The organism is Alteromonas sp. HB246098 (assembly GCF_054890645.1).
This window is the reverse complement of the sequence record NZ_JBTZUG010000010.1, coordinates 89588-112204: the sequence shown is the minus strand read 5'-3', so window position 1 is coordinate 112204 and position 22617 is coordinate 89588. Positions and strand designations below refer to the sequence as shown.

The window sequence follows — 22617 nt, the reverse complement described above, 5'->3', positions numbered from 1 at the left end:
GTTTGTTTGTATTCTCTTTTGGCAAACCACGACTAATTTCGGCATACGCTGTTGGCGATTTTAATGGAGGTGTGTTCAATTTAATTAAGAAAACGGAATTTCATTACATTAAAAAGCCTGATTTCCCCTGAATCTGCAGCAATACCTTTAACTGTAGCATAAGCAAAACCCTTTAATATTTTGTGGTTCTCAGCCATGAGAAAAAGCTTAGAGGCTTACCTCTATTGGAATTCATGGGCAAGTGCTCGCATTGTGATTTAATGCTTTAAATTATGGCGAAGTGTAGAACTTTGACTATGCTTGAAGAACGCTGATTTAGTATCAAATGGTAACGTGACAGCGTAACTCCATAGGTCAATCCTATAACTTGACTAACATGTAAGTTGTATAACGCTAATGAACAGGCAAAGAGGATGTAATATGAGTAATGCAAAGTTAGGTGATGTGAATGATTCGGCAAAAAAATGCCCAGTCATGCATGGTGGTTTAACAGCCACGGGGACAACAGTAATGGACTGGTGGCCTGAAGCCTTAAACTTAGACATTCTTCATCAGCACGATACGAAGACAAACCCAATGGGAGATGACTTCGATTACCGTGAAGAGGTTAAAAAACTAGACTTTCAAGCCCTTAAAAAAGATCTTACTGATTTGATGACAGATTCTCAGCCATGGTGGCCAGCAGATTGGGGGCACTATGGCGGTCTTATGATCCGTATGTCGTGGCATGCCGCAGGCTCGTACCGCGTTGCGGACGGTCGCGGTGGCGCTTCAACTGGTAACCAACGTTTTGCACCGCTTAACTCTTGGCCTGATAACGTTAACTTAGATAAAGCTCGCCGTTTGCTTTGGCCAATTAAAAAGAAGTATGGCAACAAGTTAAGCTGGGCTGATTTGTTTGTTCTTGCTGGAACCATTGCTTATGAAAGTATGGGTCTTAAAACCTATGGTTTTGCCTTTGGTCGAGAAGATATTTGGCACCCAGAGAAAGACGTTTATTGGGGAGCGGAAAAAGAGTGGTTAGCGCCCAGTGATGAGCGGTATGAAGATGTTGATAGCCCTGAAACCATGGAAAACCCGTTGGCCGCGGTACAAATGGGCCTTATTTACGTAAACCCTGAAGGCGTTAATGGTAAGCCTGATCCACTTAAAACGGCAGCTCACGTACGTGAAACTTTTGCGCGTATGGCAATGAACGACGAAGAAACCGTTGCGTTAGCCGCGGGCGGTCACACGGTCGGTAAATGTCACGGTAACGGCAGTGCAGAAGCGTTAGGACCAGACCCTGAAGCAGCAGGCATTGAAGAAGCCGGTCTTGGCTGGATGAATCACGAGAGCCGCAGTATTGGCCGCGATACCGTATCAAGTGGTATTGAGGGAGCGTGGACAACCAATCCTACGCAATGGGATAACGGCTATTTCCATCTGTTACTTAATTACGATTGGGAACTAAAAAAGTCTCCAGCAGGCGCTGAGCAGTGGGAGCCAATTAATATAAAAGAAGAAGACAAGCCTGTAGATGTTGAAGACCCATCGAAACGCTATAACCCCATTATGACCGACGCCGATATGGCGATGAAGATGGATCCAGAATACAGAAAAATTTCTGAAAAATTCTATAACGATCACGAATACTTCAGCGAAGTGTTTGCTCGTGCATGGTTTAAACTTACTCATCGCGACCTAGGACCAAAAGTTCGTTACATAGGGCCTGACGTACCAGAAGATACGTTAATTTGGCAAGACCCGGTTCCTGAGGGCAGTACGTCTTACGACGTTGATGCGTTGAAGAGTAAAATTGCTGAGTCAGGCTTATCTGTTGGCGATATGGTAGCAACAGCGTGGGATAGTGCTCGTACCTTTAGAGGGTCAGATTTACGTGGCGGCGCTAATGGTGCGCGTATTCGTTTAGCTCCTCAAAAAGATTGGGAAGGCAATGAGCCTGAGCGTCTTAATAAGGTGTTAGAAGTGCTTGCCCCTCTTGCTGACGCGGCGGGTGCAAGTCTTGCGGATACCATTGTTTTAGCAGGTAACGTGGGCATAGAAAAAGGTATTAAGGCGGCAGGCTTCAACGTACCTGTTCCTTTCTCACCTGGACGCGGCGATGCTACAGACGACATGACCGATGCTGAATCGTTTGATCCGCTAGAGCCAATTGCAGATGGTTACAGAAACTACCTTCAAAAAGACTTTGCAGTTAAGCCTGAAGAGCTGATGCTAGACAAAACCCAGTTGCTTGGCCTAACGGCAAAAGAAATGACGGTGCTAGTAGGCGGTATGCGTATGCTTGGCACTAACTACGGTGGAAGTAAACATGGTGTATTCACCGACAACGTGGGCACGCTGAGCACGGATTTCTTCGTAAATCTTACCGACATGAAATACATGTGGAAGCCGACTGGGAAAAACAGCTACGCCATTGTCGATAGAGCATCAGGTGACGAAGTGTTTACCGCTACGCGTTTTGATTTAGTGTTTGGTTCAAATTCAGTGTTGCGAGCGTATGCTGAGCTATACGCGCAAGATGATAGCAAAGAGAAGTTTGTTAAAGACTTTGTTGCAGCGTGGACAAAGGTGATGAACGCAGACCGCTTCGATCTTGCTTGTTAGTACTTATCTTAAGTGTAAGTAAAAACACGTAAGCAACAAAAAGCCCGCTTCATATTGATGAAGCGGGCTTTTTTATCTTATTACTTAGCTAAGCGAGTGGTGACCGGACATAATAAAGCTATGTGCGGTAATTCAAGCACTTCGCTAACACGGTGCTTAACCTGTGTTACGCATCCCAATTGCAATACCTGCAATGGTTACCATCATGGCGCGTTCTAGGCTAGTGTTCTGCGCATCGTCACCGGCTTTACGGATACGATCTAGAAGTTCAATTTGCAGGTAATGAAGTGGCTGAAGGTATCCTGCACGGATCTCCATCGACTCTTTACCTTGCGGGTCGTTCTTCATAATGTCGTCATCGCCTGTGATAGCTAACAATGACGAGATGCTTTCTTTAAGTTCGCTACGCAGCGCTTCACCAAAGTGCTTAAGCTCTTTAGGTACTAGGCGCTCATCATAAGCTTCGCTTATGCGTGGGTCAGCTTTGTGGAACACCATGTCTAGCATTGAAAGACGCGAACGATAGAACGGCCATTCGCTAAACATCTCGTTAACCACTTTCTCGTTCTCAGGAGTCTTCACGCTATCAATAGCGCGCATAACGCCTAACCAGCTTGGCAGCACTAAACGGGTTTGTGCCCAAGCGAAGATCCATGGGATAGCTCGTAAGCTCTCAATTCCGCCTTGTGGTTTACGCTTAGCAGGGCGGCTGCCTAGAGGTAGTTTACCTAACTCTTGCTCTGGTGTAGCCACGCGGAAATAAGGTACAAACTCTTCATCGTGACGTACAGTTGCACGGTAGTTATCACGACCTTGCGCTGCCATTGCGGTAATAAGCTCACGCCACTCTTCTTTTGGTGCCGGAGGTGGGAACAACATGGCTTCAATAATGGCGCTGGCGTAAATACCTAGGCTGCGTTTAGCCAGTTTAGGCATACCGAACTTATAGCGAATGGTTTCGCCCTGTTCTGTTACACGGAAACCGCCTTCTAGTGAGCCAGGAGGCTGTGAGTAAATAGCAGCGTGTGCTGGCAATCCACCACGACCAATCGTACCGCCACGCCCGTGGAATAGGGTGAGGCTTACGTCGAATTCTTCTGCAATGGCAACCAATGCTTCTTGCGACTGATACTGTGCCCAACCCGCAGCCAATGCGCCTGCATCTTTTGCTGAATCAGAGTAACCAATCATGACAAACTGACGACCTTTCACGTAACCGCGATACCAGTCGATAGACAGGAGTTTGCGCATTACATCTGGTGAGTTGTTCAAATCGTCAAGCGTTTCAAATAGTGGTGCTACCGGCATCGGCCAGTCTACACCACTTTCTTGAAGAAGCAGCTGAACAGCCATGACATCTGATGGCTCACTTGCCATAGAGATAATGTAGATACCAAAGCCATGCTTGCTGTGTTTTGCAATGACCTTACAGGTCTCAAGTACTTCTTTTACATCGTCTGATGCATCCCATTGAGCAGGGAACAGAGGACGTTTCGAACCAAGCTCGCGCAATAAGAATGCTTGCTTGTCGGCTTCGCTCCACTGTGCGTAATCGCCCAAACCTAAATAGCGAGTGAGTTCGCTAAATACGTCTGCGTGACGTTCAGAGTCTTGGCGCACATCAAGACGTAGAAGATGAATACCAAATACGCGAGCACGGCGAATGGTGTCTAGAAGTAGGCCATTAGCAACAACCTGCATACCGCAGTCTAATAGCGACTGATAGCAAAGCATCAACGGCTCGATAAGCTCATCGTCGCTTTCTATCCAGTTAGACGTGTCCGGGTTTTTACCCGCAAGATAGTCGGCAATGCCGTCACGAGTAGCAATAAACTTATTAACCAACGGGCGAAGTAGGGCGCGGTACGGTTCGTTTGCATCGCCTACTTGTTCACGTAGTTCTTCGTTGCAATCGTACATTGAAAGTTCTACTTGCAAACGATCAAGGTCGATAGCGAAAAGCTTAGCCGCGCGCTTTCTTGCCAGCAGCAATACTTGCTCAGTTACTTTCGAAGTAACAAATGGGTTACCGTCTCTGTCTCCACCCATCCAAGAGCTAAATTGTACTGGTGACGAGTCTAGCGGTAGCGATACGTCGTAGTCTTCGTTTAAACGACCATCAAGCTCGCGCATGAAGTCAGGTACTGCTTCCCACAATGAGTTTTCAATGACCGAGAAGCCCCAGCGCGCTTCATCAACAGGCGTCGGGCGCACTGAACGAATTTCTTCAGTGTGCCAAGCCTGTGCAATAAGGTCAGCGATGCGTCTTTCTATCTTTTTGCGCTCAACATCACTTAACGATGCTTGATGCACAGCCTGAAGACAATCCGCTAGCTCTTTATGTTTATGAATAAGTGTACGGCGCGTAACCTCGGTAGGGTGCGCGGTTAATACAAGATCAATGTTTAGTTTTGCAACGGCGTCTTGTACTTTGTCAGCAGTCAGTTCTGCTTTATCTAGGTGTTTAAACAGAGCATCAATGGATGCATCAACATTCATCGCCGCGTTGTATTCTTGCTCGGCAATATTACCTAGGTTCAAGAATTGTGCGAAGGCACGACCAACAGTAAGCAAATCGCTGTCAGACATTGTTTTGAAAGTTTCTTTCAGTTCTTCGCTACAGGTAGCGTCTCCCTGATAAGAAGCTCGGCCGCCTTTTCGAATCTTTTCAATACGGTCTAACCACTCCTGACCTAATTGATTTTTGATTGTTTCACCAAGGGTTTTACCAAGGTATCGAACGGTATCTTTCAGTTCAGCATCGTAGTGTGTTTGCATGCTTTCCTCCTAAATATATGGGCCTAACCATACTGTGTCCTTTGCGACTTGTCTAACCACTTTCGGTTATAATTTACAACATTTTGATACTTTTGCACCCTAGTTAACATTGCTCAAAGCAAGATATTTTGTGGTGTGATACACTCTTGCACCGGAAAATGCAGAAACATTCTCGCGTTATGCGTTTTGTTTGAAATTTGTACTGCATTTGTAATTTAATTTCAGGAGTTCTTGTGACTGATACATTCAATACAGTAGAAACCCAAGCAAGCTACGGCATTGGTTTTCAAATGGGTCAACAACTACAATCAAATCCGTTTGACGGACTAGCGATTGACGCTGTTGTAGCTGGCCTTAAAGACGCCTTCGCAGGTCAAGCACCTCAGGTTGATAACGACACTCTACGTGATGCGTTTGGCGAAATTCACAAGCGTATGCAAGCTGCTAAAGAAGAAGCAAGCAAAGCGGTTATTGAAGAAGGCACAAAGTACCTTGAAGAAAACGCAAAGCGTGACGAAGTAACCGTAACTGAATCTGGTCTTCAATACGAAGTTGTTACTGAAGGTGACGGCGAGACTCCAGATGCTTCTAGCACAGTACGTGTTCACTACCACGGTACGCTTATAAACGGTACTACGTTTGATAGCTCTTACGAGCGTGGTCAGCCAGCTGAGTTCCCAGTAGGCGGCGTAATCAAAGGTTGGACCGAAGCACTTCAACTTATGAAAGCAGGTTCAAAGTATCGTCTATACGTACCACACGACCTAGCTTATGGTGAGCAAGGCGCTGGCGCAGCTATTGCACCTTACAGCACCCTAATCTTTGACGTAGAACTTCTTGACGTTCTAGGTTAATGATTTCTTCACGGGAGTGCCCAGTGGTACTCCTGTGAATACCTGTATTCTTCTTTGTTTAATCTTTTATTCCTTTCTATCTTCTAGTCTATTCCTTTTACTTTTCTAACGCTTAGTTTGTAAACGAGCGATGTACTCATACTCTGAGGTTGTTTGTGTTTCGCTTTTTCAAATCTAAATATGTGATGCTACTATGTTTTGTTGGTGAGAATGCATGTATGCGATATGCTGGAAAAAGCGTATTAAAGGTTAGCAGGGGCCCATCTGCTCCGAGTTGTTATCAGTGACTTCGGCATTACAATAGCCCCACGCTCAAATAAGGAAAATTATTATGGTTATCAAGCCTAAAGTGAGAGGCTTCATTTGCACAAACGCGCATCCTGTTGGCTGTGCAACGGCGGTTGACGAACAAATTGCTTATGTAGAAGCAAAAGGCGACTTAGGCGAAGGCCCTAAAAATGTATTGGTTATTGGTAGCTCAACGGGGTACGGCTTAGCATCACGCATTACTTCTGCGTTTGGCTATGGCGCAAAAACCTTGGGTGTGTGTTTTGAAAAAGCACCAACGGAACGCAAAACGGGTACTGCCGGTTGGTACAACACCGCTGCATTCCACGAAAAAGCCAAAGCAAAGGGCTTGTATGCTGACACCATCAATGGTGATGCGTTTTCCGATGAAATCAAAAATGAAACCATCGAAAAAATCAAAGCTGAAATGGGCAAGGTAGATTTGGTTATTTATAGCCTTGCATCTCCGCGTAGAACCGACCCTGAAACAGGCGTAACGTATAAATCTACGCTTAAGCCAGTAGGGCAGGCGTACACTACGAAAACCTACGATACTGATAAAGACAAAGTGCATGAAGTATCGCTAGAGCCTGCTAATGACGATGAGATCCTCAACACTATTAAAGTGATGGGTGGCGAAGATTGGGAACGTTGGATGGACTTTCTACGCGATGCTGATGTGCTAGCAGAAGGTTGCAAAACCACTGCCTATACCTACATAGGTAAAGAGCTTACATGGCCTATTTACGGTCAAGCGACTATCGGCAAAGCAAAAGAAGACCTAGACCGCGCAGCTGCAGCCATTATCGGCAAAAACAGTGATTTGCTTGTGCAAGCCAATGTGAGCTCGTTGAAAGCACTGGTAACGCAGGCAAGCTCAGCCATTCCTGTTATGCCCTTGTATATTTCACTTATTTATAAAGTGATGAAAGAGGAAGGCACCCACGAAGGGTGTATTGAGCAGATTCATGGCTTGTTCACACAATGCTTGTTCGGCAATACACCAACGTTAGATGAAGCAAATCGCTATCGCATGGATGGCAAAGAAACTAACGACGCAACACAGGCAAAAATTAAGGCGCTATGGGATCAAGTGACACAAGAGAACTTTCATGACTTAAGTGACTACAAAGGTTACAACCATGAGTTCTTAAAGCTGTTCGGTTTCGACATTTCAAGTGTTGATTACGACAGTGAAGTTGACCCAATGGTTAACTGGTAAAATCTAAACTTACCATTAATTAACTTAATGCTATTTGTGCAAAAGCCGTCTGATTTGACGGCTTTTTTGTGCATTATTACAAGCCGATATAGGGTGCTAGCGAAAAAAATGTAAATGAATAAGACCAAAGGTTTACATTAAATTGTAGAAAAATTTGCCTTTATCTTGAAATAGCGTGGCACAAACGTATGGGTTAATGCTAAAATCCCGAAATTAAGTAGGGGTCTTTTCTGCCTCTACCAAAACAGCAGTGGCGATTGCAGCTACACAACAATAATAATAAGTGTAAATTTCTGCTGGTGGTCTATATAGAAAGGGCGAACAAAGCGTCCGCTAAAGGAATTATGCGTTACGGCTTCATAACAGGCTGACCGTAGCAATTGCAGCAAGTTCCATCAATCAACAAAAAAGGTGTTTAACACCTGTTAATAGTGCGTTTTTGCATGCTGACAGGCAGGTTTTCTGCGGTCATGCAAAAGGGTATTTCTATTAGAGTAGTGCAATTACATATGATAAAAATCAAGAAAGGTCTCGACCTCCCAATTGAGGGAGCGCCAAAGCAGGAGATTGCTGATGCATCTGCTGCAACGCGCGTTGCCATTCTGGGAGAAGAATATGTGGGTATGCGCCCTACCATGCACGTCCAAGTTGGCGATGTAGTGAAGAAAGGTCAGGTTCTTTTTGAAGACAAAAAGAATCCTGGCGTTAAATTCACTGCTCCCGCTGCGGGTGAAGTGGTAGAGGTTAACCGTGGTGCAAAACGTGTTCTTCAGTCTGTAGTTATCAAAGTGAACGGCAGTGATGCCGTAACATTTGATAAAATTGCAGCTGACCAGATCGCGAGCGCAACACGTGAGCAGCTTCAGTCAATCCTTGTAGAGTCAGGCATGTGGACAGCGTTACGCACACGTCCATTCAGCAAATCGCCTCAGCTAGACTCTGTACCAAACTCAATTTTCGTTACAGCAATGGATACTAATCCACTTGCAGCAGATCCTGCTGTGATTATTGCTGAGCGCCAAGACGATTTTGTAAATGGTCTTAAAGCGCTAACGCAATTGAGTGGTGGCAAAACTTACGTTTGTAAAGCGGCAGGTGCTTCTGTTGCTACTGGCGATGCGGCAGTTGATGTTGAAGAGTTTGGCGGTCCTCACCCTGCGGGCCTACCGGGTACTCATATCCACTTCCTTGATTCAGCCGGCATGAACAAAACGGTTTGGCACATCAATTACCAAGACGTTATGGCGATTGGTGCATTGCTAACTACGGGTGAATTAGATAACCGTCGTGTTATCTCACTTGCAGGTCCTGCTGCAACAAACCCACGTCTAGTGCGCACTGTAATTGGCGCAGACGTGACCGAGCTAACTGCAAACGAGCAGGTAGACGGTGAAGTACGTGTTGTATCTGGTTCTGTACTTAACGGTACCACTGCAATGGGCGTACACGGTTTCTTAGGTCGTTTCCACACCCAAGTTTCACTATTAAAAGAAGGTCACGAGAAGAAATTGTTCGGTTGGATCCTACCTGGTTCAAACCAACACTCAGTGACACGCGCTTACTTAGGTCATCTAAGTGGTAGCAAGAAATATGATATGACAACAACTACCAATGGTTCAGAACGCTCTATGGTTCCAATTGGTAATTACGAACGCGTTATGCCCCTAGATATCATTCCTACGCTTCTGCTTAGGGACCTGATTTCTGGTGATACTGACGGTGCTCAGACGTTGGGTTGCTTAGAGTTGGACGAAGAAGATTTGGCACTGTGTACTTATGTATGCCCAGGCAAATACAACTACGCTCCTATCTTACGCGACTGTTTGACCACGATAGAGAAAGAGGGTTAAGTCATGGGTTTAAAAGCGTATTTAGAAAAAATTGAGCCGGATTTCGAGCCGGGTGGTAAGCATGAAAAATGGTACGCGCTTTACGAAGCTGCAGCGACCATCTTTTATACGCCAGGTAAAGTAAACAAAGCTAACACGCACGTGCGTGACAGCATTGACCTTAAGCGCATCATGATCATGGTATGGATGGCAACATTCCCAGCTATGTTCTTTGGTATGTATAACATTGGTTTCCAAGCGCAAGAAGCTATTGCTGCTGGTGCGGGAACGCTGCCTGACACATGGCAGGCGGGTCTTTTCACTGCATTAGGTGGTGATCTGACAAATGCTGGCATTTTAGGTCTATTTTTCTACGGTGCATGTTTCTGGCTACCTATTTATGCAGTAACTTTTGCTGTTGGTGGTTTCTGGGAAGTACTTTTCGCTTCTGTGCGTAAGCACGAAGTTAACGAAGGCTTCTTCGTAACGTCAGTACTGTTTGCACTTACACTTCCAGCCACTATCCCTCTATGGCAAGTAGCACTAGGTATTACCTTCGGTGTTGTTATCGCTAAAGAAGTATTCGGTGGTACAGGTCGTAACTTCCTTAACCCAGCTCTGTCTGGTCGTGCATTCCTTTACTTTGCTTATCCTGCACAAATCTCAGGTGACCAAGTATGGGTAGCAGCAGACGGTTATTCGGGTGCAACGTCTCTTAGCCAAGCAGCTTGGGGTAACCTAGACTACGCTGATATGACTCAGTGGATGGATAGCTTTATCGGTACCATCGCGGGCTCTGCGGGTGAAGTATCTACTCTTGCTATTATTCTTGGTGGCTTGTTCATCATGTACATGCGTATAGCAAGCTGGCGCATTGTTGCTGGTGTAGCGATAGGTGTTGCCTTCTTCGCAACTCTACTAAACCTAATTGGCAGCGATACTAACCCTATGTTTGCAATGCCTGCACATTGGCACTTTGTTGTTGGTGGTCTTGCTTTTGGTATGTTCTTTATGGCGACAGACCCAGTTTCTGCGTCGTTCACAAACCAAGGTAAGTGGGCTTACGGTATCTTCATTGGTTTCATGACGGTACTAATCCGCGTCCTTAACCCAGCCTTCCCTGAAGGTGTAATGCTAGCAATTCTATTTGCTAACTTGTGGGCGCCACTGTTCGACTATTTCGTCGCACAAAGCAACATCAAGCGGAGGGTAGCACGTGTCGGCTAAGAAAGAATCTTTAGGCAAAACTATCGGTGTAGTAGTTGCCGTATGTTTGGTTTGTTCAATTGTTGTTTCTGGCGCGGCTGTTGGCCTTCGCTCTTTACAGCAAACAAACGCGGCTCTTGATAAAAAGAGCAACATTCTTAATGCTGCAGGCCTTTACGAAATGGGCATGAGCAACAACGCTATCGAAAGCACGTACAGTGAGCGAGTAGAGCAGCGTTACGTAAATCTTGAAGAAGGCACATTTGTTGAGGCGCCTGCTCCAGATTACGATATGTATAAAGCTGCTAAGCAAACTGAGTACAGCACAAAGGTAACTAACAGCAATGTTGGTTTTCAACGTCGCCCTAACGTGGCGAGTGTTTACTTAGTTCGTGACGAAGCAGGTGATGTATCTCGTATCATCTTACCTGTACACGGTAGCGGTCTTTGGGATCTTATGTACGGATTCTTAGCGATAGATGCAGACGGCCAAACGGTTCGCGAGCTTATTTACTATCAGCAAAAAGAAACGCCAGGACTAGGTGGTGAAGTGCAAAACCCTGCTTGGCAGGACAAATGGGACGGCAAAGAGCTTTACGAGAATGGCGAAGTTGCTATTCGCGTAGTGAAAAATGCTAACCCTAGCAATCCTTACACTATCGATGCGCTTTCAGGTGCAACCCTAACTAGTAACGGTGTTGAAAACACCATTCGTTACTGGGTAGGCGAGCAAGGCTTCGGCCAGTTCCTGAAGAACCAAGCATGGCGTTCATAAGGGAAGTCTCATGGCAGATACTAAAGAAATGAAAAAGGCCCTCTTTGGGCCAATCCTGGACAACAACCCGATCGCCCTACAGGTATTGGGTATCTGTTCAGCACTGGCAATTACCACTAAGCTGGAAACAGCCTTGGTAATGTCGCTAGCGCTTACAAGCGTTGTAGCGTTCTCAAACTTGTTTATTTCACTTATTCGTAACCAGATTCCATCTAGCGTTCGAATTATTATCCAGATGACCATTATTGCGTCGTTGGTAATTGTTGTTGACCAAATCCTAAAAGCGTATTCGTATGAAATATCGAAGCAGCTGTCGGTATTCGTTGGTCTAATTATTACTAACTGTATCGTAATGGGTCGTGCTGAAGCTTACGCCATGAAGAGCCCACCTCTGATGAGCTTCCTTGATGGTATTGGTAACGGCTTAGGTTACTCTTTCATTCTAATTGTTATTGGTACAATTAAAGAGCTATTTGGTTTCGGTACTATTTTAGGTTTCGAAATCCTTCCACTGGTTCAAAACGGTGGCTGGTACCAAGGTAATGGTTTGTTAATTCTACCATTCAGCTCATTCTTCTTAATCGGCGGTATGATTTGGGTTATCCGTACTATCCGTCCTGAGCAAGTAGAGCCTAAGGAGTAAGTCATGGAACATTATTTGTCGTTATTTGTTCGCTCAATTTTCGTTGAGAACATGGCGTTATCACTTTTCTTAGGTATGTGTACCTTCCTTGCGGTATCTAAGAAAGTAAAAACTGCTATGGGTCTTGGTGTTGCTGTTATCGTGGTACTAGGTATCTCGGTTCCGGTTAACCAAATTATTTATGTAAACATTCTTGCTCCAGGCGCATTAGCATGGGCAGGTTTCCCTGAAGCTGACTTAAGCTTCCTTAACTTCCTAACCTTTATCGGTGTTATTGCGGCATTGGTACAGATCCTAGAGATGAGCTTAGATAAGTTCTTCCCTGCGCTTTATAACGCACTAGGTATCTTCCTTCCGCTTATTACCGTTAACTGTGCAATCTTCGGTGGTGTAGCGTTCGCAGTACAGCGTGAATATAACCTGACCGAAAGTGTTGTTTACGGCGTAGGAAGTGGTATTGGCTGGGCAATAGCAATTGTGTTGCTTGCGGCAGTACGTGAAAAGCTTAAGTATGCTGATATGCCAGATGGTGTTCGTGGTCTAGGTTCTGTATTTATGATCGCGGGTCTAATGGCACTAGGCTTCCAGTCATTCACTGGTATTCAGCTGTAAGAAAGCTCGGGAGCATATAAATGAATAATGTAGAAATATATCTAGGCGTAGGCATGTTCATTGCCATCGTTCTAGCGCTGGTATTTATTATCATGTTTGCCAAGTCTAAATTGGTACCAAGCGGTGATGTTACTATCACTATCAACGGTGACCCAGACAAAGCAATCAAAACAGAGCCAGGTGGTAAGCTACTTGGTGCTCTAGCTGATGCGGGATACTTCGTATCTTCTGCGTGTGGTGGCGGTGGCTCATGTGGTCAGTGTCGTGTAGACGTACACTCAGGTGGTGGTGAAATTCTTCCAACTGAGCTAGACCACATCACTAAAGGTGAAGCACGCGAAGGCTGCCGTCTTTCATGTCAGGTTGCTATTAAGCAAGACATGGAAATTGAGCTGGAAGAGTCAGTATTTGGTGTTAAAAAATGGGATTGTGAAGTTATCTCTAACGATAACAAAGCAACTTTCATCAAAGAACTTAAGCTTAAAATTCCTAACGGTGAAAGCGTACCTTTCCGTGCAGGTGGTTATATTCAGATTGAAGCGCCAGCTCACCACGTTAAGTACAAAGAGTTCGACATTCCTGAAGAATATCGCGGTGACTGGGAGCGTTTTGGCTTCTTCGACATCGAGTCTAAAGTAGACGAAGAAACGATTCGTGCGTACTCAATGGCGAACTACCCAGAAGAAGAAGGCATTATTATGTTGAACGTGCGTATCGCTACGCCGCCACCTAATAACCTAAGCCTACCTGCTGGTAAAATGTCATCGTACATTTGGAGCCTGAAAGAAGGTGACAAAGCGACTATCTCTGGTCCGTTCGGTGAATTCTTCGCGAAAGAAACTGAAAACGAAATGGTATTCGTAGGTGGTGGTGCAGGTATGGCCCCAATGCGTTCACACATCTTCGATCAGCTTCGTCGCCTTAAGTCTAAGCGTAAGATGAGCTTCTGGTACGGTGCACGTTCACTTCGTGAAATGTTCTATACAGAAGACTTCGACGAACTAGCAGCAGAAAACGATAACTTTGAGTGGCACGTAGCACTTTCAGATCCTCAGCCTGAGGACAACTGGGAAGGCTACACAGGGTTTATTCACCAAGTTCTTCTAGAGAACTATTTGAAAGATCACCCTGCACCAGAAGACTGTGAGTTCTACATGTGTGGACCACCTATGATGAACGCGGCCGTAATCAACATGCTTAAAGATTTGGGTGTTGAGGACGAAAACATCATGCTAGATGACTTCGGTGGCTAGGCGTTTAATTTAAGAGCTACTCGCTTAAAAGTTATTAAGCATATTAAAAGGGGCGTAAGCCCCTTTTTCGTTGAAGCAAAACGCATAATGTACATAATTTCAATTTGTGCATATTAGCTAAGGACAAGATCGTGATTCGATTTGCTATTCGAATTTTTCTCGCCTTTGTTGCGGTAGGTATTCTACTTCTCGCAAGCTGTAGCGACGAAAAAACGCCTGTAGTACATCTGCAAGGGCAGACAATGGGCACAACCTATAACGTTAAGTACCTTGTAGCGGAGACACCGGTAGAAGGCTTACAAGCTGAAATAGATGCCCGTCTTGTTGAGGTTAACAAGATGATGTCTACTTACGACCCAACGTCAGAGCTATCAAGGTTCAATCAATATCGCTACACCGACAACTTCGCCGTATCACCAGATACGCTAACCGTAGTTAACGAGGCATTACGCTTGGCTAACCTTAGTGGTGGAGTACTTGATGTTACCGTTGGTCCATTGGTTAATTTGTGGGGGTTTGGCCCAACTAAACGCCCTGAAAAAGTACCAAGTCAGACAGACATCGACGATATTCGCGAATATGTGGGTTACAAGAAGCTGTCAACCACGCCTACAGGATTAAAGAAAAGTCACCCAATGCTTTATGTCGACTTGTCGACTATTGCAAAAGGTTTTGGCGTTGATGAAGTGGCAGAGATCCTTGAAAAGCACAACATTGAAAACTACCTTGTGGAAATAGGCGGTGAAATGCGCGTAAAAGGCGAGCGAGGCGACGGAAGTGAATGGCTTATTGCTATTGAAAAGCCGGTCACTACTGAACGTGCAGTTCAAAAAGTTGTCTCAATAGGTGAAAACGCGGTTGCTACATCGGGTGACTACCGCAACTATTACGAAGAAGATGGCGTTCGTTATTCGCATCTAATCGACCCGACTACCGGTAAACCGATTTCGCATAATTTGGTATCGGTAACCGTTGTTCACCCCTCATCTATGACGTCAGATGGTTTAGCTACGGCATTTAATGTGATGGGATGGGAACAAGCAATAGCGGTTGCTGAGCAAGAACAACTCGCTGTATTCCTCATTCGTCGCACAGATGACGGATTTGAAGAGTATGCGTCGCCAGAATTTGATAAACTGGTGACAGTTCATAATTAGGGGGTAGCTATGTCTACATTCATTCTTGCTTTTGGTTTCTTTCTAACAATGGTGCTAGCTATGGCCGTTGGCTACCTTTTTCAGAAAAAATCAATTTCTGGAAGCTGCGGTGGCTTAGGCGCACTAGGTATTGAAAAGGCCTGTGACTGTCCAGAACCTTGCGATCGTAAAAAGTCACGTATGGAAAAAGAAGAAGCCCGCCAGAAAAAACTAAACGAGTGGAAGCAAAACCAAATTTTGTAATGCTTAGTCTCTCGTTGGCTTAAGTTATACAAGCGCTGTTTGATACTCATCGACAGCGCTTTTTTGTATCTGTTAGATGGACATTCAACACTGAGTCTGAACAGCTAAATAAATGTAACTTGTCGGGGATGCTTCATGGGCGAAACAGTTAAAGGGAACGTTATCTTTACAAACAACCCATGAACCGGCGTTTATATTTTGTAGCTTTGTTTCGCTCAACTCATATTTCGTTGCTCCACATTTGTATTTAGGTTAAATTTACGTCTCATAAAATACCAATACCAATAATAAAACATCAAGGAAGAGTTATGACACGCAGTGTACGCCTCGGGACCTTCAGTATAATCGCATTATCCCTAGCCGCATGTGGAGGCGGAGGTTCAGACTCTGATGTGTCGGATAACGGAGGCTCCACTCCGGTTTCGTCATCATCCATCATCTTAAACGCGAAAGACTACACCCCATCACGCCTCAACACTGCAGCCAAGGCAATTGCAAATGCACAATACCAAGGCGAAACAGATAATGCGGAAGTAGATATAGAGCTGGTCCAACAAGCCTTCAATTTATTATTTAATGATTCCGCAATGACAGTACCAGAACTGGCAGAACAGGATTTTTCTGAAGACGTGAACGGCGGCGCAATTAAAAAAACCTATGCCTGTGATCAAGGCGGTAGTGTTGCTTATGACGGTAAGTTGTCCAGTACCCTTACAGGTACCATAGCCATGAATTACCAAAACTGTTGGTTGTATAGCAATGGCGTTGCTATTTCTGGGTCGACGGCTATTGCCATTGAAAGCGTGTCAGATAGCGCTGCGAAATACAGTATGTATTTCGACAGTCTGACATGGACTATCGAAGGTGTACCTCACACGCTGTCAGGCGTCGTCTCAATCGATGAGGGCTTCAACGAAACTAACAGTAGCTATTACGTAGATACCAGTCAACATGTCGCGTTCACTATTGGCGCAGAGCAATATAAATTAACGGGGAATTACAACATATCTGATTCGCCCAATGAAAGCCTTAACCATGCTGAATTAGACTTCTATGTTGGCTCTAAAGGTAAACTAGCTGTCGAAGCAGAGGCCCCTGAATATTTATGGCCATACATGTACGATGGCGAAGTAGTAGTAGCGGGTGATAAAACTGCAACCTTACTTTTCGAACAAAGCACTATTCGTTATTTAGAAGATACAGATAACGACGGTACCTACGACCTAGGTACATTTATAATCGATGGCCATGATTTAATTAGTGGTAACCTTGCAGACAGATCACTTGTCGCTATTGCAGACATGTCCATGCCACCCACTGTCTATGCACCTGATTTTTATACCTGGGACTCAGTAGACACGACGACACCCATTACTGTTAGCCCTGGCTATTATAATGATAGCGATACAGTCTACGAAGATTTAACGGTCAGTTTTCGCTGGTATCTCAACGGTGTTTTAGTAGAAGACGTTACTGGAGATACCTTTCCAGCCTACCGCGCTGTATTTAACGATGTAGTAGAAGTGTCTATGGTCGTCTCTGATAGCGCTAACACTGTAGAGTCAGATCGCACTTCAATTACTCTGTCGGATGCACCAGCACAAGTAGCTTTTGAGAATTTACCAGAGTCAGTGTCTCCTGGAGAATATATCGAATTCAGAGCAATTGTGTCTGACCCTGATCTTGGTGACAATCAAGGTGCTCCTACCTTAGTGTCAGCGCCTGCAGGCGCTACCATTAACGAAAATGGATTGATTTCATGGCAAGCGCCGAGTAATCAGTTGTTTAAAACCCAACTTTACGAATTTGGTTTTTCAACTGGCGAAGAAGGTGCTGAAGTAGTCAAAACTGATGTCTCAGTGACTAATAATGAGGTTCAAGAGTTAGCTCGCTCGGGTATTGAAGTGCCTAAGATGAACAATTCAATGGTAGTGGGTGATTTCGACCACGACGGCGACAATGAAGTGCTCTCTACCGATTCTGCAAATCGCGTGTTTTTACTGTCTTATCAAAATGGCAGCTACAACCAAACTTGGATGTACCCCTACCAAATCGAGCACGGTGAAACAGTAAAACAAGTTCTCAGTACCGATTTTGATAACGACGATTACCCCGATATTTTAGTGATATCTGAACACGGCGTATCTATCGTTACCGATATTGACGAAGCGGCCACAACGCTTTTTACTACCGACAATTTCATACATAGTGCTGTTCTAGGAGACATAGACAATGATGGTGACGATGAATTGGCCTACCTATATTCATCACGTGATTACGGTGATGCCAATGATATTGTGGTGGTAGATCTTAATTCGCCAGAATCACCTTTATTTACGTTTACCGCTGAAAATACCTATGAAATTGCTCTGGGTAATGTAGATTCCGACGCTCAGTTAGAACTGGTTACCAACTCTGGTTTGGTTTATGACCTTGATACTGGTGAAAACCAGTGGTTTTTGAACTCAGGATTTGGTAGTCATCACATTGCCGTCGCCGATATAAATGGCGACGGTATTGATGAAATTGTAGGCGCTGACAGTTTGTCTTACATCTATGTATACTCAGCACAAGACAAGTCTCAAATTACGAGCGTTGAGAATTTTAATACTTGCGACATTAGCGCAGGAAAACTGACTGACGATAGTAATCCTGTATTGCTTGTAGGGGACTGCCAATGGGGCAACGTCCACGCCATGAAGCTGTCTAATAATACGCTCACTTCAGTATTTAGCGTTGATATGGTTGATCACGGTTCAACCTCGCTGACCCTTGGCGATGCCGACAATGATGGCCTTAACGAACTGTTATGGGGCACTGGCACTACTTCTTCTGGTGAAGATTTACTCGTAACGGCAGATGTCACAGCCACTTCTGCAACAATAAAAACGACGGCAACCACACATCAACTAGACAGCTTTAACGCGGCTGGGTGGGCAGATTTGTATCCTGGTGACGAACGTGCTGTTTTCTTCGTGCCGAGTACGGGGAGCGGTTATGACGGCTCCAAGGTCTTACTAATGGAGAACTCAGGGAATTACATTACTAGTGAAGAGATTTCATCTAACTGGGATAACTCTAGTATTGCTGTAACTACCGATTACAACAATGACGGTGCTGGTGATTTATTCCTACCTAGTGCAGAAACCTATGATGGCGCCTTCGCCGCAATGCGATTAAATGATTTCTCTATTCAATACGAGATTACAGGCGATTATTCGAACGACGTTTCAGTTATTAAGGCATTCGACTTCAATAACGATGGTTTCGATGATGCAGTGTATGTTGATGGTCGCACACTAAAAGCGGTCGATGTGAACAATCAAGTTATGTTGGCCACTTACACCATGCCTCAATATTTCCGTGATTTTGATATTGTCGCGATGAATGGCAATGTGTATGTGGCGCTTTCTCAAGGCGACAACATAACGCAATTACTCAAGCCAACAACATCAGGTTTCTCTATTCAGGCAAGCGCCGATATTTCTTGCGCGCGCCTTGCCTTTATTAACGCTGATAGTGACGCTGCCGCTGAACTGGCCTGTTATAACAACCAGAACCAATCACTGGTTATATTTGATGTAACTGACACTAGTTTGACTAAGACATCAGACGTTTCGGTGAGTAAGGTTATTGTAGACATGGTAGCTAATCCAGTAACCGCTACTGAACAAACACTTCTTGTGACAACGGCGCATGACGATGATTGGAGTTACTACAGTGCTTCTGAACTCAGCGAAATGACGGTTGAAGGCATCAGTATTTGGAAAAGCCCTGCGTTGATTGGTCCGGCCCGCAGCCACTCTTTACACGCGAGAAAATCTGCTGAGGGGAGCCTAGAAGTGATGATGGCAACATCTCGTGTAATGTACTGGTTAGGCCGAGTGAATTAAGTAAAACTGCTGGGACAATTTTGATACTTGTTTTGGCGTTTACATAATTGAGCGGCGACACATCAATGTTGGTGTGTCGCCGCTTTTTGTTTAGTACTTCAATTCTGGCAACGTTCTGTAAAAAAACACTCGTTTCAACTTGAGCCATTCATGTAAAAGAGTGGGGACCAATCAATCTCGTTAATAATCAAAACGAGGTAGTGTAATTAAGCGCTATTGATAATATACTGTCTTTTTGTACAGTTTCGTGTGAGCACGTTAAGAGCAAAGGCAGGTAATGCGAAAAATTATCCACGTCGACATGGATTGTTTTTACGCCGCAGTTGAAATGCGCGACAACCCAGCTTTGCGCAATATTCCCATTGCTATTGGCGGCAGTGCCGACCGTCGCGGTGTTATCTCTACCTGTAACTATCCCGCCCGCAAATTTGGTGTGCGCTCAGCTATGGCTACCGCGTATGCGTTAAAACTATGTCCCAATCTTACTTTAGTGAAAGGCCGAATGGAGGTGTATGCCGCTGAGTCGCAAAAAATACGTAAGATTTTTGCAGACTATACCGACCTTATTGAACCCCTATCGTTAGATGAAGCCTATCTGGACGTTACTAACAGTGAGTTTTGTGGTGGCAGCGCTACGTTAATAGCTGAAGAAATACGTACTCGTATTGAAAGCGAGTTAGGTCTTACCGCTTCAGCAGGGGTCGCGCCCTGCAAATTCGTGGCAAAAGTAGCCAGCGATGAAAACAAGCCTGACGGTATTTGTGTGATCACGCCCGACAAACTTGATGAGTTTGTACGCGAAATGCCGCTAAAGAAAATTCCAGGCGTAGGCAAAGTTACCATGCAAAAGCTGCAGCGCATGGGGCTTAATACCTGCAATGACGTTCGTAAGTATCCTTTCGAACGCATCCAAAAAGAGTTGGGTAAATTTGGTAGTGTGCTTTGGGAACGGGCTCATGGCATCGATGAGCGAGAGTTGTCAGTATCTCGAGAGCGCAAGTCTATAGGGGTAGAGCGCACGCTAAGCGAAGATATACACACTATCGATCAATGTATCGACTTTCTGCCCCATCTGTTTGAAAAGCTTCAGGAGCGCATGGAAAACCATAAGAAGCGGACGGGCAAGCCTGTGCGTATTCGTACACAAGGCGTAAAGCTTAAGTTTAATGACTTTCAGCTAACTACGGTTGAACATCGTTGCGCCACGCTAGATGAAGCTTATTTTCGTACATTAATGCAGGAAGCTTTTGAGCGAGCAACAGGGCGTGGCATTCGTCTTGTTGGCGTGCATATAGGCCTCGCTGCTGACCAATCAACACAACAGCTGGTTTTGCCTTTTGAAGGCTACTAATCGCCAGTACTTTTTATAACGTAAGTCGTGCACTGTAAGCGCCCTATGTATTCTAGAGTGTATTGGTTAGGCAAGTTTCAGATTTTAGTGTTCTAACATGTTTTTTTAGAGTACAAAGGTTACAGCGAGAAACAGGGACGGAAAATGCAGATTAGAAAAATTTCTTTTTGGGGCGATATTGCCTTTACTATTTTAGCAAGTGCTGTAGTGATTGCTTGCTTCTTCAACCCTCAATTATTTGTAGAAAATAAGGCTTTGAGAATAATTGTGTTGGTCGGTGGTGGGCTACTGCCTTTGAAGTATGCTCTGAAATCAGCTAGGCATTCTAAAGAGCTGAAGTAAGTCGCCAACATTCGAAGTCTACATTACACGGTCAACACGAAGTATACTGGGCATATGAAGACTAACAGTAATCAACTTTGAGGCATCATGATAGATACAAACCTTAAAACCCCCGGTCGTTACAAGCATTACAAAGGCAATTTATACGATGTATACGAAGTGGCGACCCATTCAGAAGACGAAAGCAAATTAGTGGTTTATCGGCCGTGCTATGGTGAAAAAGCGTTATGGGTTCGCCCTCTGGATATGTTTTTAGAGTCAGTGGAAAAAGACGGAGAGACACTCCCTCGTTTTGCTTATGTGGGTGATATCCCTAATGACGAAAAAATGATCTAATTGTGAAATTAGGTCATAGTGTAAAAGGTCTTATTTAAACAGGCTTCTTACAAGGAAATAATAATGAAAACTGCACCTCGTTCTAGCGCCCATATTATGGCTGCGTTCTTAGCTGCAAGCCCTTTAATTTATTCAGCGATTCACCCCGTAAATGCACAAGACAGGTTCGCCGATGTCGAAGTTAAAGCCACAGCGATAAAAGGCTCTGTGCACATGCTTACAGGTGCAGGTGGAAATATTGGTGTATCAGCTGGGGAAGACGGTGTTCTTATCATCGACGACCAATTTGCGCCACTGGCTGAAAAAATAGCGGCACAGCTTGGTGAGCTAGGCAGTGATAAGCCTAAATATGTGATAAACACGCATTATCACGGCGATCACACAGGCTCTAATGCGTTTTTTCACAGCCACAAAGGTGCCACCATTCTTGCCCATGAAAATGTGCGCGTTCGGCTAGCTAACGACGAGAAGATAAAACCCGAAGCCCTGCCAACCATTACCTATGAAGATGGAATTAGAATTTACTTTAATGGTGAGACCCTTCATGTAATGCATTTAGCAGTAGGCCACACCGACGGCGATAGCGTAGTGTGGTTTGAGCAACCCAACGTCATGCACACGGGCGACTTATTCTTCAATGGTCGTTTTCCTTACATCGACCAAGGTGCAGGTGGCAATGTGGAAGGCTACATGGAATCGGTAGAGCAGTTGCTAGCGAAAATAAATGACAAGACGGTTATCATTCCAGGCCACGGCGATATTAGTAACAAGCAAGAGTACTCCGCGTTTTTAGCTATGATCAGCGAAACTTTCAACTATGTTAAGACGCTCAAGCAAGACGGTAAAACCCTTGACGAGGTTAAAGCGATGGGCTTAGATGAAAAGTGGGCCGACTGGAGCTGGAACTTTATTACTGAAGAAAAGTGGATAGCTACACTCTACAACGACGCTTAGGCCACAAATAATGGGGTCAGTGTAAAACGCTACACTATTTTAATTACTAAACGTTTGAATATAGAGCTGTTCTACTTTGTCTCGCGCCCACTGGGTCTTTCTAAGAAACTTAAGAGACGATTTAATCGAAGGGTCGTTGTTAAAGCAGTTCACTCTTATACGGTAATACAACCCGTCCCAGCCGTAGCGCTCATGAAGTTGTGTCACAATTTTTTCAAGCGTTAAGCCGTGTAGTGGATTGTTCGGTTGTTGGTCCATAATGTGCCGCTAA

General features: G+C 44.8%; 18 protein-coding genes. 16 read left to right on the top strand and 2 right to left on the bottom strand.

All coding sequences use genetic code 11. The features are described from left to right. The first annotated feature begins 420 nt into the window (after positions 1–420). Positions 421–2610: a catalase/peroxidase HPI gene (gene katG / locus ACYTPF_RS17910; RefSeq protein ID WP_461853157.1), complete on the top strand. Its 2190-nt coding sequence runs from the start codon at positions 421–423 to the stop codon at positions 2608–2610. Positions 2611–2766: 156 nt separating this feature from the next. Here the strand turns inward: katG and ppc are convergent, their stop codons facing one another. Further along, on the bottom strand, positions 2767–5388 hold the full coding sequence (gene ppc / locus ACYTPF_RS17905) for a phosphoenolpyruvate carboxylase (protein WP_461853156.1): 2622 nt from the start codon (positions 5386–5388) through the stop codon (positions 2767–2769). Positions 5389–5621: 233 nt separating this feature from the next. On the opposite strand from ppc, the gene ACYTPF_RS17900 reads away from it, so the two are divergent. The 15 genes from ACYTPF_RS17900 (at position 5622) to ACYTPF_RS17830 (ending at position 22346) form a co-directional block, all read left to right on the top strand. Continuing rightward, a complete protein-coding gene (locus tag ACYTPF_RS17900; RefSeq protein WP_015068144.1) occupies positions 5622–6242 on the top strand; it encodes an FKBP-type peptidyl-prolyl cis-trans isomerase in 621 nt (206 codons plus the stop codon). Positions 6243–6573: 331 nt separating this feature from the next. Further along, positions 6574–7752: an enoyl-ACP reductase FabV gene (fabV, locus tag ACYTPF_RS17895; RefSeq protein ID WP_461853155.1), complete on the top strand. Its 1179-nt coding sequence runs from the start codon at positions 6574–6576 to the stop codon at positions 7750–7752. A gap of 509 nt (positions 7753–8261) precedes the next feature. After that, positions 8262–9602, top strand: a complete 1341-nt coding sequence (locus ACYTPF_RS17890; protein ID WP_461853154.1) for a Na(+)-translocating NADH-quinone reductase subunit A — start codon at positions 8262–8264, stop codon at positions 9600–9602. Positions 9603–9605: 3 nt separating this feature from the next. After that, positions 9606–10808, top strand: coding sequence for an NADH:ubiquinone reductase (Na(+)-transporting) subunit B (locus ACYTPF_RS17885; protein WP_015068141.1), 1203 nt, complete (start codon positions 9606–9608; stop codon positions 10806–10808). Continuing rightward, positions 10798–11562 (top strand): Na(+)-translocating NADH-quinone reductase subunit C, encoded by a 765-nt coding sequence (locus ACYTPF_RS17880; protein WP_461853153.1) that lies wholly within the window; start codon positions 10798–10800, stop codon positions 11560–11562. The genes ACYTPF_RS17885 and ACYTPF_RS17880 overlap by 11 nt, the downstream gene beginning before the upstream one ends. A 10-nt stretch (positions 11563–11572) precedes the next feature. Continuing rightward, complete coding sequence (locus ACYTPF_RS17875) at positions 11573–12205, top strand: NADH:ubiquinone reductase (Na(+)-transporting) subunit D (protein ID WP_015068139.1); 633 nt, start codon at positions 11573–11575, stop codon at positions 12203–12205. 3 nt (positions 12206–12208) lie between these two features. Further along, positions 12209–12817, top strand: coding sequence for an NADH:ubiquinone reductase (Na(+)-transporting) subunit E (gene nqrE / locus ACYTPF_RS17870; RefSeq protein ID WP_015068138.1), 609 nt, complete (start codon positions 12209–12211; stop codon positions 12815–12817). 20 nt (positions 12818–12837) lie between these two features. Beyond that, complete coding sequence (gene nqrF, locus ACYTPF_RS17865; protein ID WP_179984639.1) at positions 12838–14070, top strand: NADH:ubiquinone reductase (Na(+)-transporting) subunit F; 1233 nt, start codon at positions 12838–12840, stop codon at positions 14068–14070. A gap of 131 nt (positions 14071–14201) precedes the next feature. Continuing rightward, entirely contained in the window at positions 14202–15227 is a 1026-nt protein-coding gene (locus ACYTPF_RS17860; RefSeq protein WP_461853152.1) for an FAD:protein FMN transferase, read from the top strand. A 9-nt stretch (positions 15228–15236) separates the two neighbouring features. Beyond that, on the top strand, positions 15237–15470 hold the full coding sequence (gene nqrM, locus ACYTPF_RS17855; protein ID WP_014950791.1) for a (Na+)-NQR maturation NqrM: 234 nt from the start codon (positions 15237–15239) through the stop codon (positions 15468–15470). Positions 15471–15778: 308 nt separating this feature from the next. Continuing rightward, the gene (locus ACYTPF_RS17850) at positions 15779–19363 is read left to right on the top strand and encodes an FG-GAP repeat domain-containing protein (protein ID WP_461853151.1); all 3585 of its coding nucleotides are present in this window, start codon (positions 15779–15781) and stop codon (positions 19361–19363) included. A 277-nt stretch (positions 19364–19640) separates the two neighbouring features. Further along, the gene (gene dinB / locus ACYTPF_RS17845) at positions 19641–20714 is read left to right on the top strand and encodes a DNA polymerase IV (protein ID WP_461853150.1); all 1074 of its coding nucleotides are present in this window, start codon (positions 19641–19643) and stop codon (positions 20712–20714) included. A gap of 144 nt (positions 20715–20858) precedes the next feature. Next, positions 20859–21056 carry a hypothetical protein gene (locus ACYTPF_RS17840; protein ID WP_461853149.1) on the top strand — a complete coding sequence of 66 codons (198 nt, stop codon included), beginning with the start codon at positions 20859–20861 and terminating at the stop codon, positions 21054–21056. An 87-nt stretch (positions 21057–21143) separates the two neighbouring features. Continuing rightward, the gene (locus ACYTPF_RS17835; RefSeq protein WP_179984635.1) at positions 21144–21392 is read left to right on the top strand and encodes a DUF1653 domain-containing protein; all 249 of its coding nucleotides are present in this window, start codon (positions 21144–21146) and stop codon (positions 21390–21392) included. A 63-nt stretch (positions 21393–21455) separates the two neighbouring features. Beyond that, a complete protein-coding gene (locus tag ACYTPF_RS17830; protein ID WP_461853148.1) occupies positions 21456–22346 on the top strand; it encodes an MBL fold metallo-hydrolase in 891 nt (296 codons plus the stop codon). Between the two features lie 39 nt (positions 22347–22385). On the opposite strand, the gene ACYTPF_RS17825 is transcribed toward ACYTPF_RS17830, so the two are convergent. Beyond that, on the bottom strand, positions 22386–22604 hold the full coding sequence (locus tag ACYTPF_RS17825; protein WP_179984633.1) for a VF530 family protein: 219 nt from the start codon (positions 22602–22604) through the stop codon (positions 22386–22388). Positions 22605–22617: the final 13 nt, after the last annotated feature.

Bases quoted from the DNA above. Each gene is read 5' to 3' on its own strand.
- katG (WP_461853157.1), top strand. From the start codon at position 421: ATGAGTAATGCAAAGTTAGGTGATGTGAATGATTCGGCAAAAAAATGC.
- ppc (WP_461853156.1), bottom strand. From the start codon at position 5,388: ATGCAAACACACTACGATGCTGAACTGAAAGATACCGTTCGATACCTT.
- fabV (WP_461853155.1), top strand. From the start codon at position 6,574: ATGGTTATCAAGCCTAAAGTGAGAGGCTTCATTTGCACAAACGCGCAT.
- ACYTPF_RS17890 (WP_461853154.1), top strand. From the start codon at position 8,262: ATGATAAAAATCAAGAAAGGTCTCGACCTCCCAATTGAGGGAGCGCCA.
- ACYTPF_RS17885 (WP_015068141.1), top strand. From the start codon at position 9,606: ATGGGTTTAAAAGCGTATTTAGAAAAAATTGAGCCGGATTTCGAGCCG.
- ACYTPF_RS17875 (WP_015068139.1), top strand. From the start codon at position 11,573: ATGGCAGATACTAAAGAAATGAAAAAGGCCCTCTTTGGGCCAATCCTG.
- nqrE (WP_015068138.1), top strand. From the start codon at position 12,209: ATGGAACATTATTTGTCGTTATTTGTTCGCTCAATTTTCGTTGAGAAC.
- nqrF (WP_179984639.1), top strand. From the start codon at position 12,838: ATGAATAATGTAGAAATATATCTAGGCGTAGGCATGTTCATTGCCATC.
- nqrM (WP_014950791.1), top strand. From the start codon at position 15,237: ATGTCTACATTCATTCTTGCTTTTGGTTTCTTTCTAACAATGGTGCTA.
- ACYTPF_RS17850 (WP_461853151.1), top strand. From the start codon at position 15,779: ATGACACGCAGTGTACGCCTCGGGACCTTCAGTATAATCGCATTATCC.
- dinB (WP_461853150.1), top strand. From the start codon at position 19,641: ATGCGAAAAATTATCCACGTCGACATGGATTGTTTTTACGCCGCAGTT.
- ACYTPF_RS17840 (WP_461853149.1), top strand. From the start codon at position 20,859: ATGCAGATTAGAAAAATTTCTTTTTGGGGCGATATTGCCTTTACTATT.
- ACYTPF_RS17835 (WP_179984635.1), top strand. From the start codon at position 21,144: ATGATAGATACAAACCTTAAAACCCCCGGTCGTTACAAGCATTACAAA.
- ACYTPF_RS17830 (WP_461853148.1), top strand. From the start codon at position 21,456: ATGAAAACTGCACCTCGTTCTAGCGCCCATATTATGGCTGCGTTCTTA.
- ACYTPF_RS17825 (WP_179984633.1), bottom strand. From the start codon at position 22,604: ATGGACCAACAACCGAACAATCCACTACACGGCTTAACGCTTGAAAAA.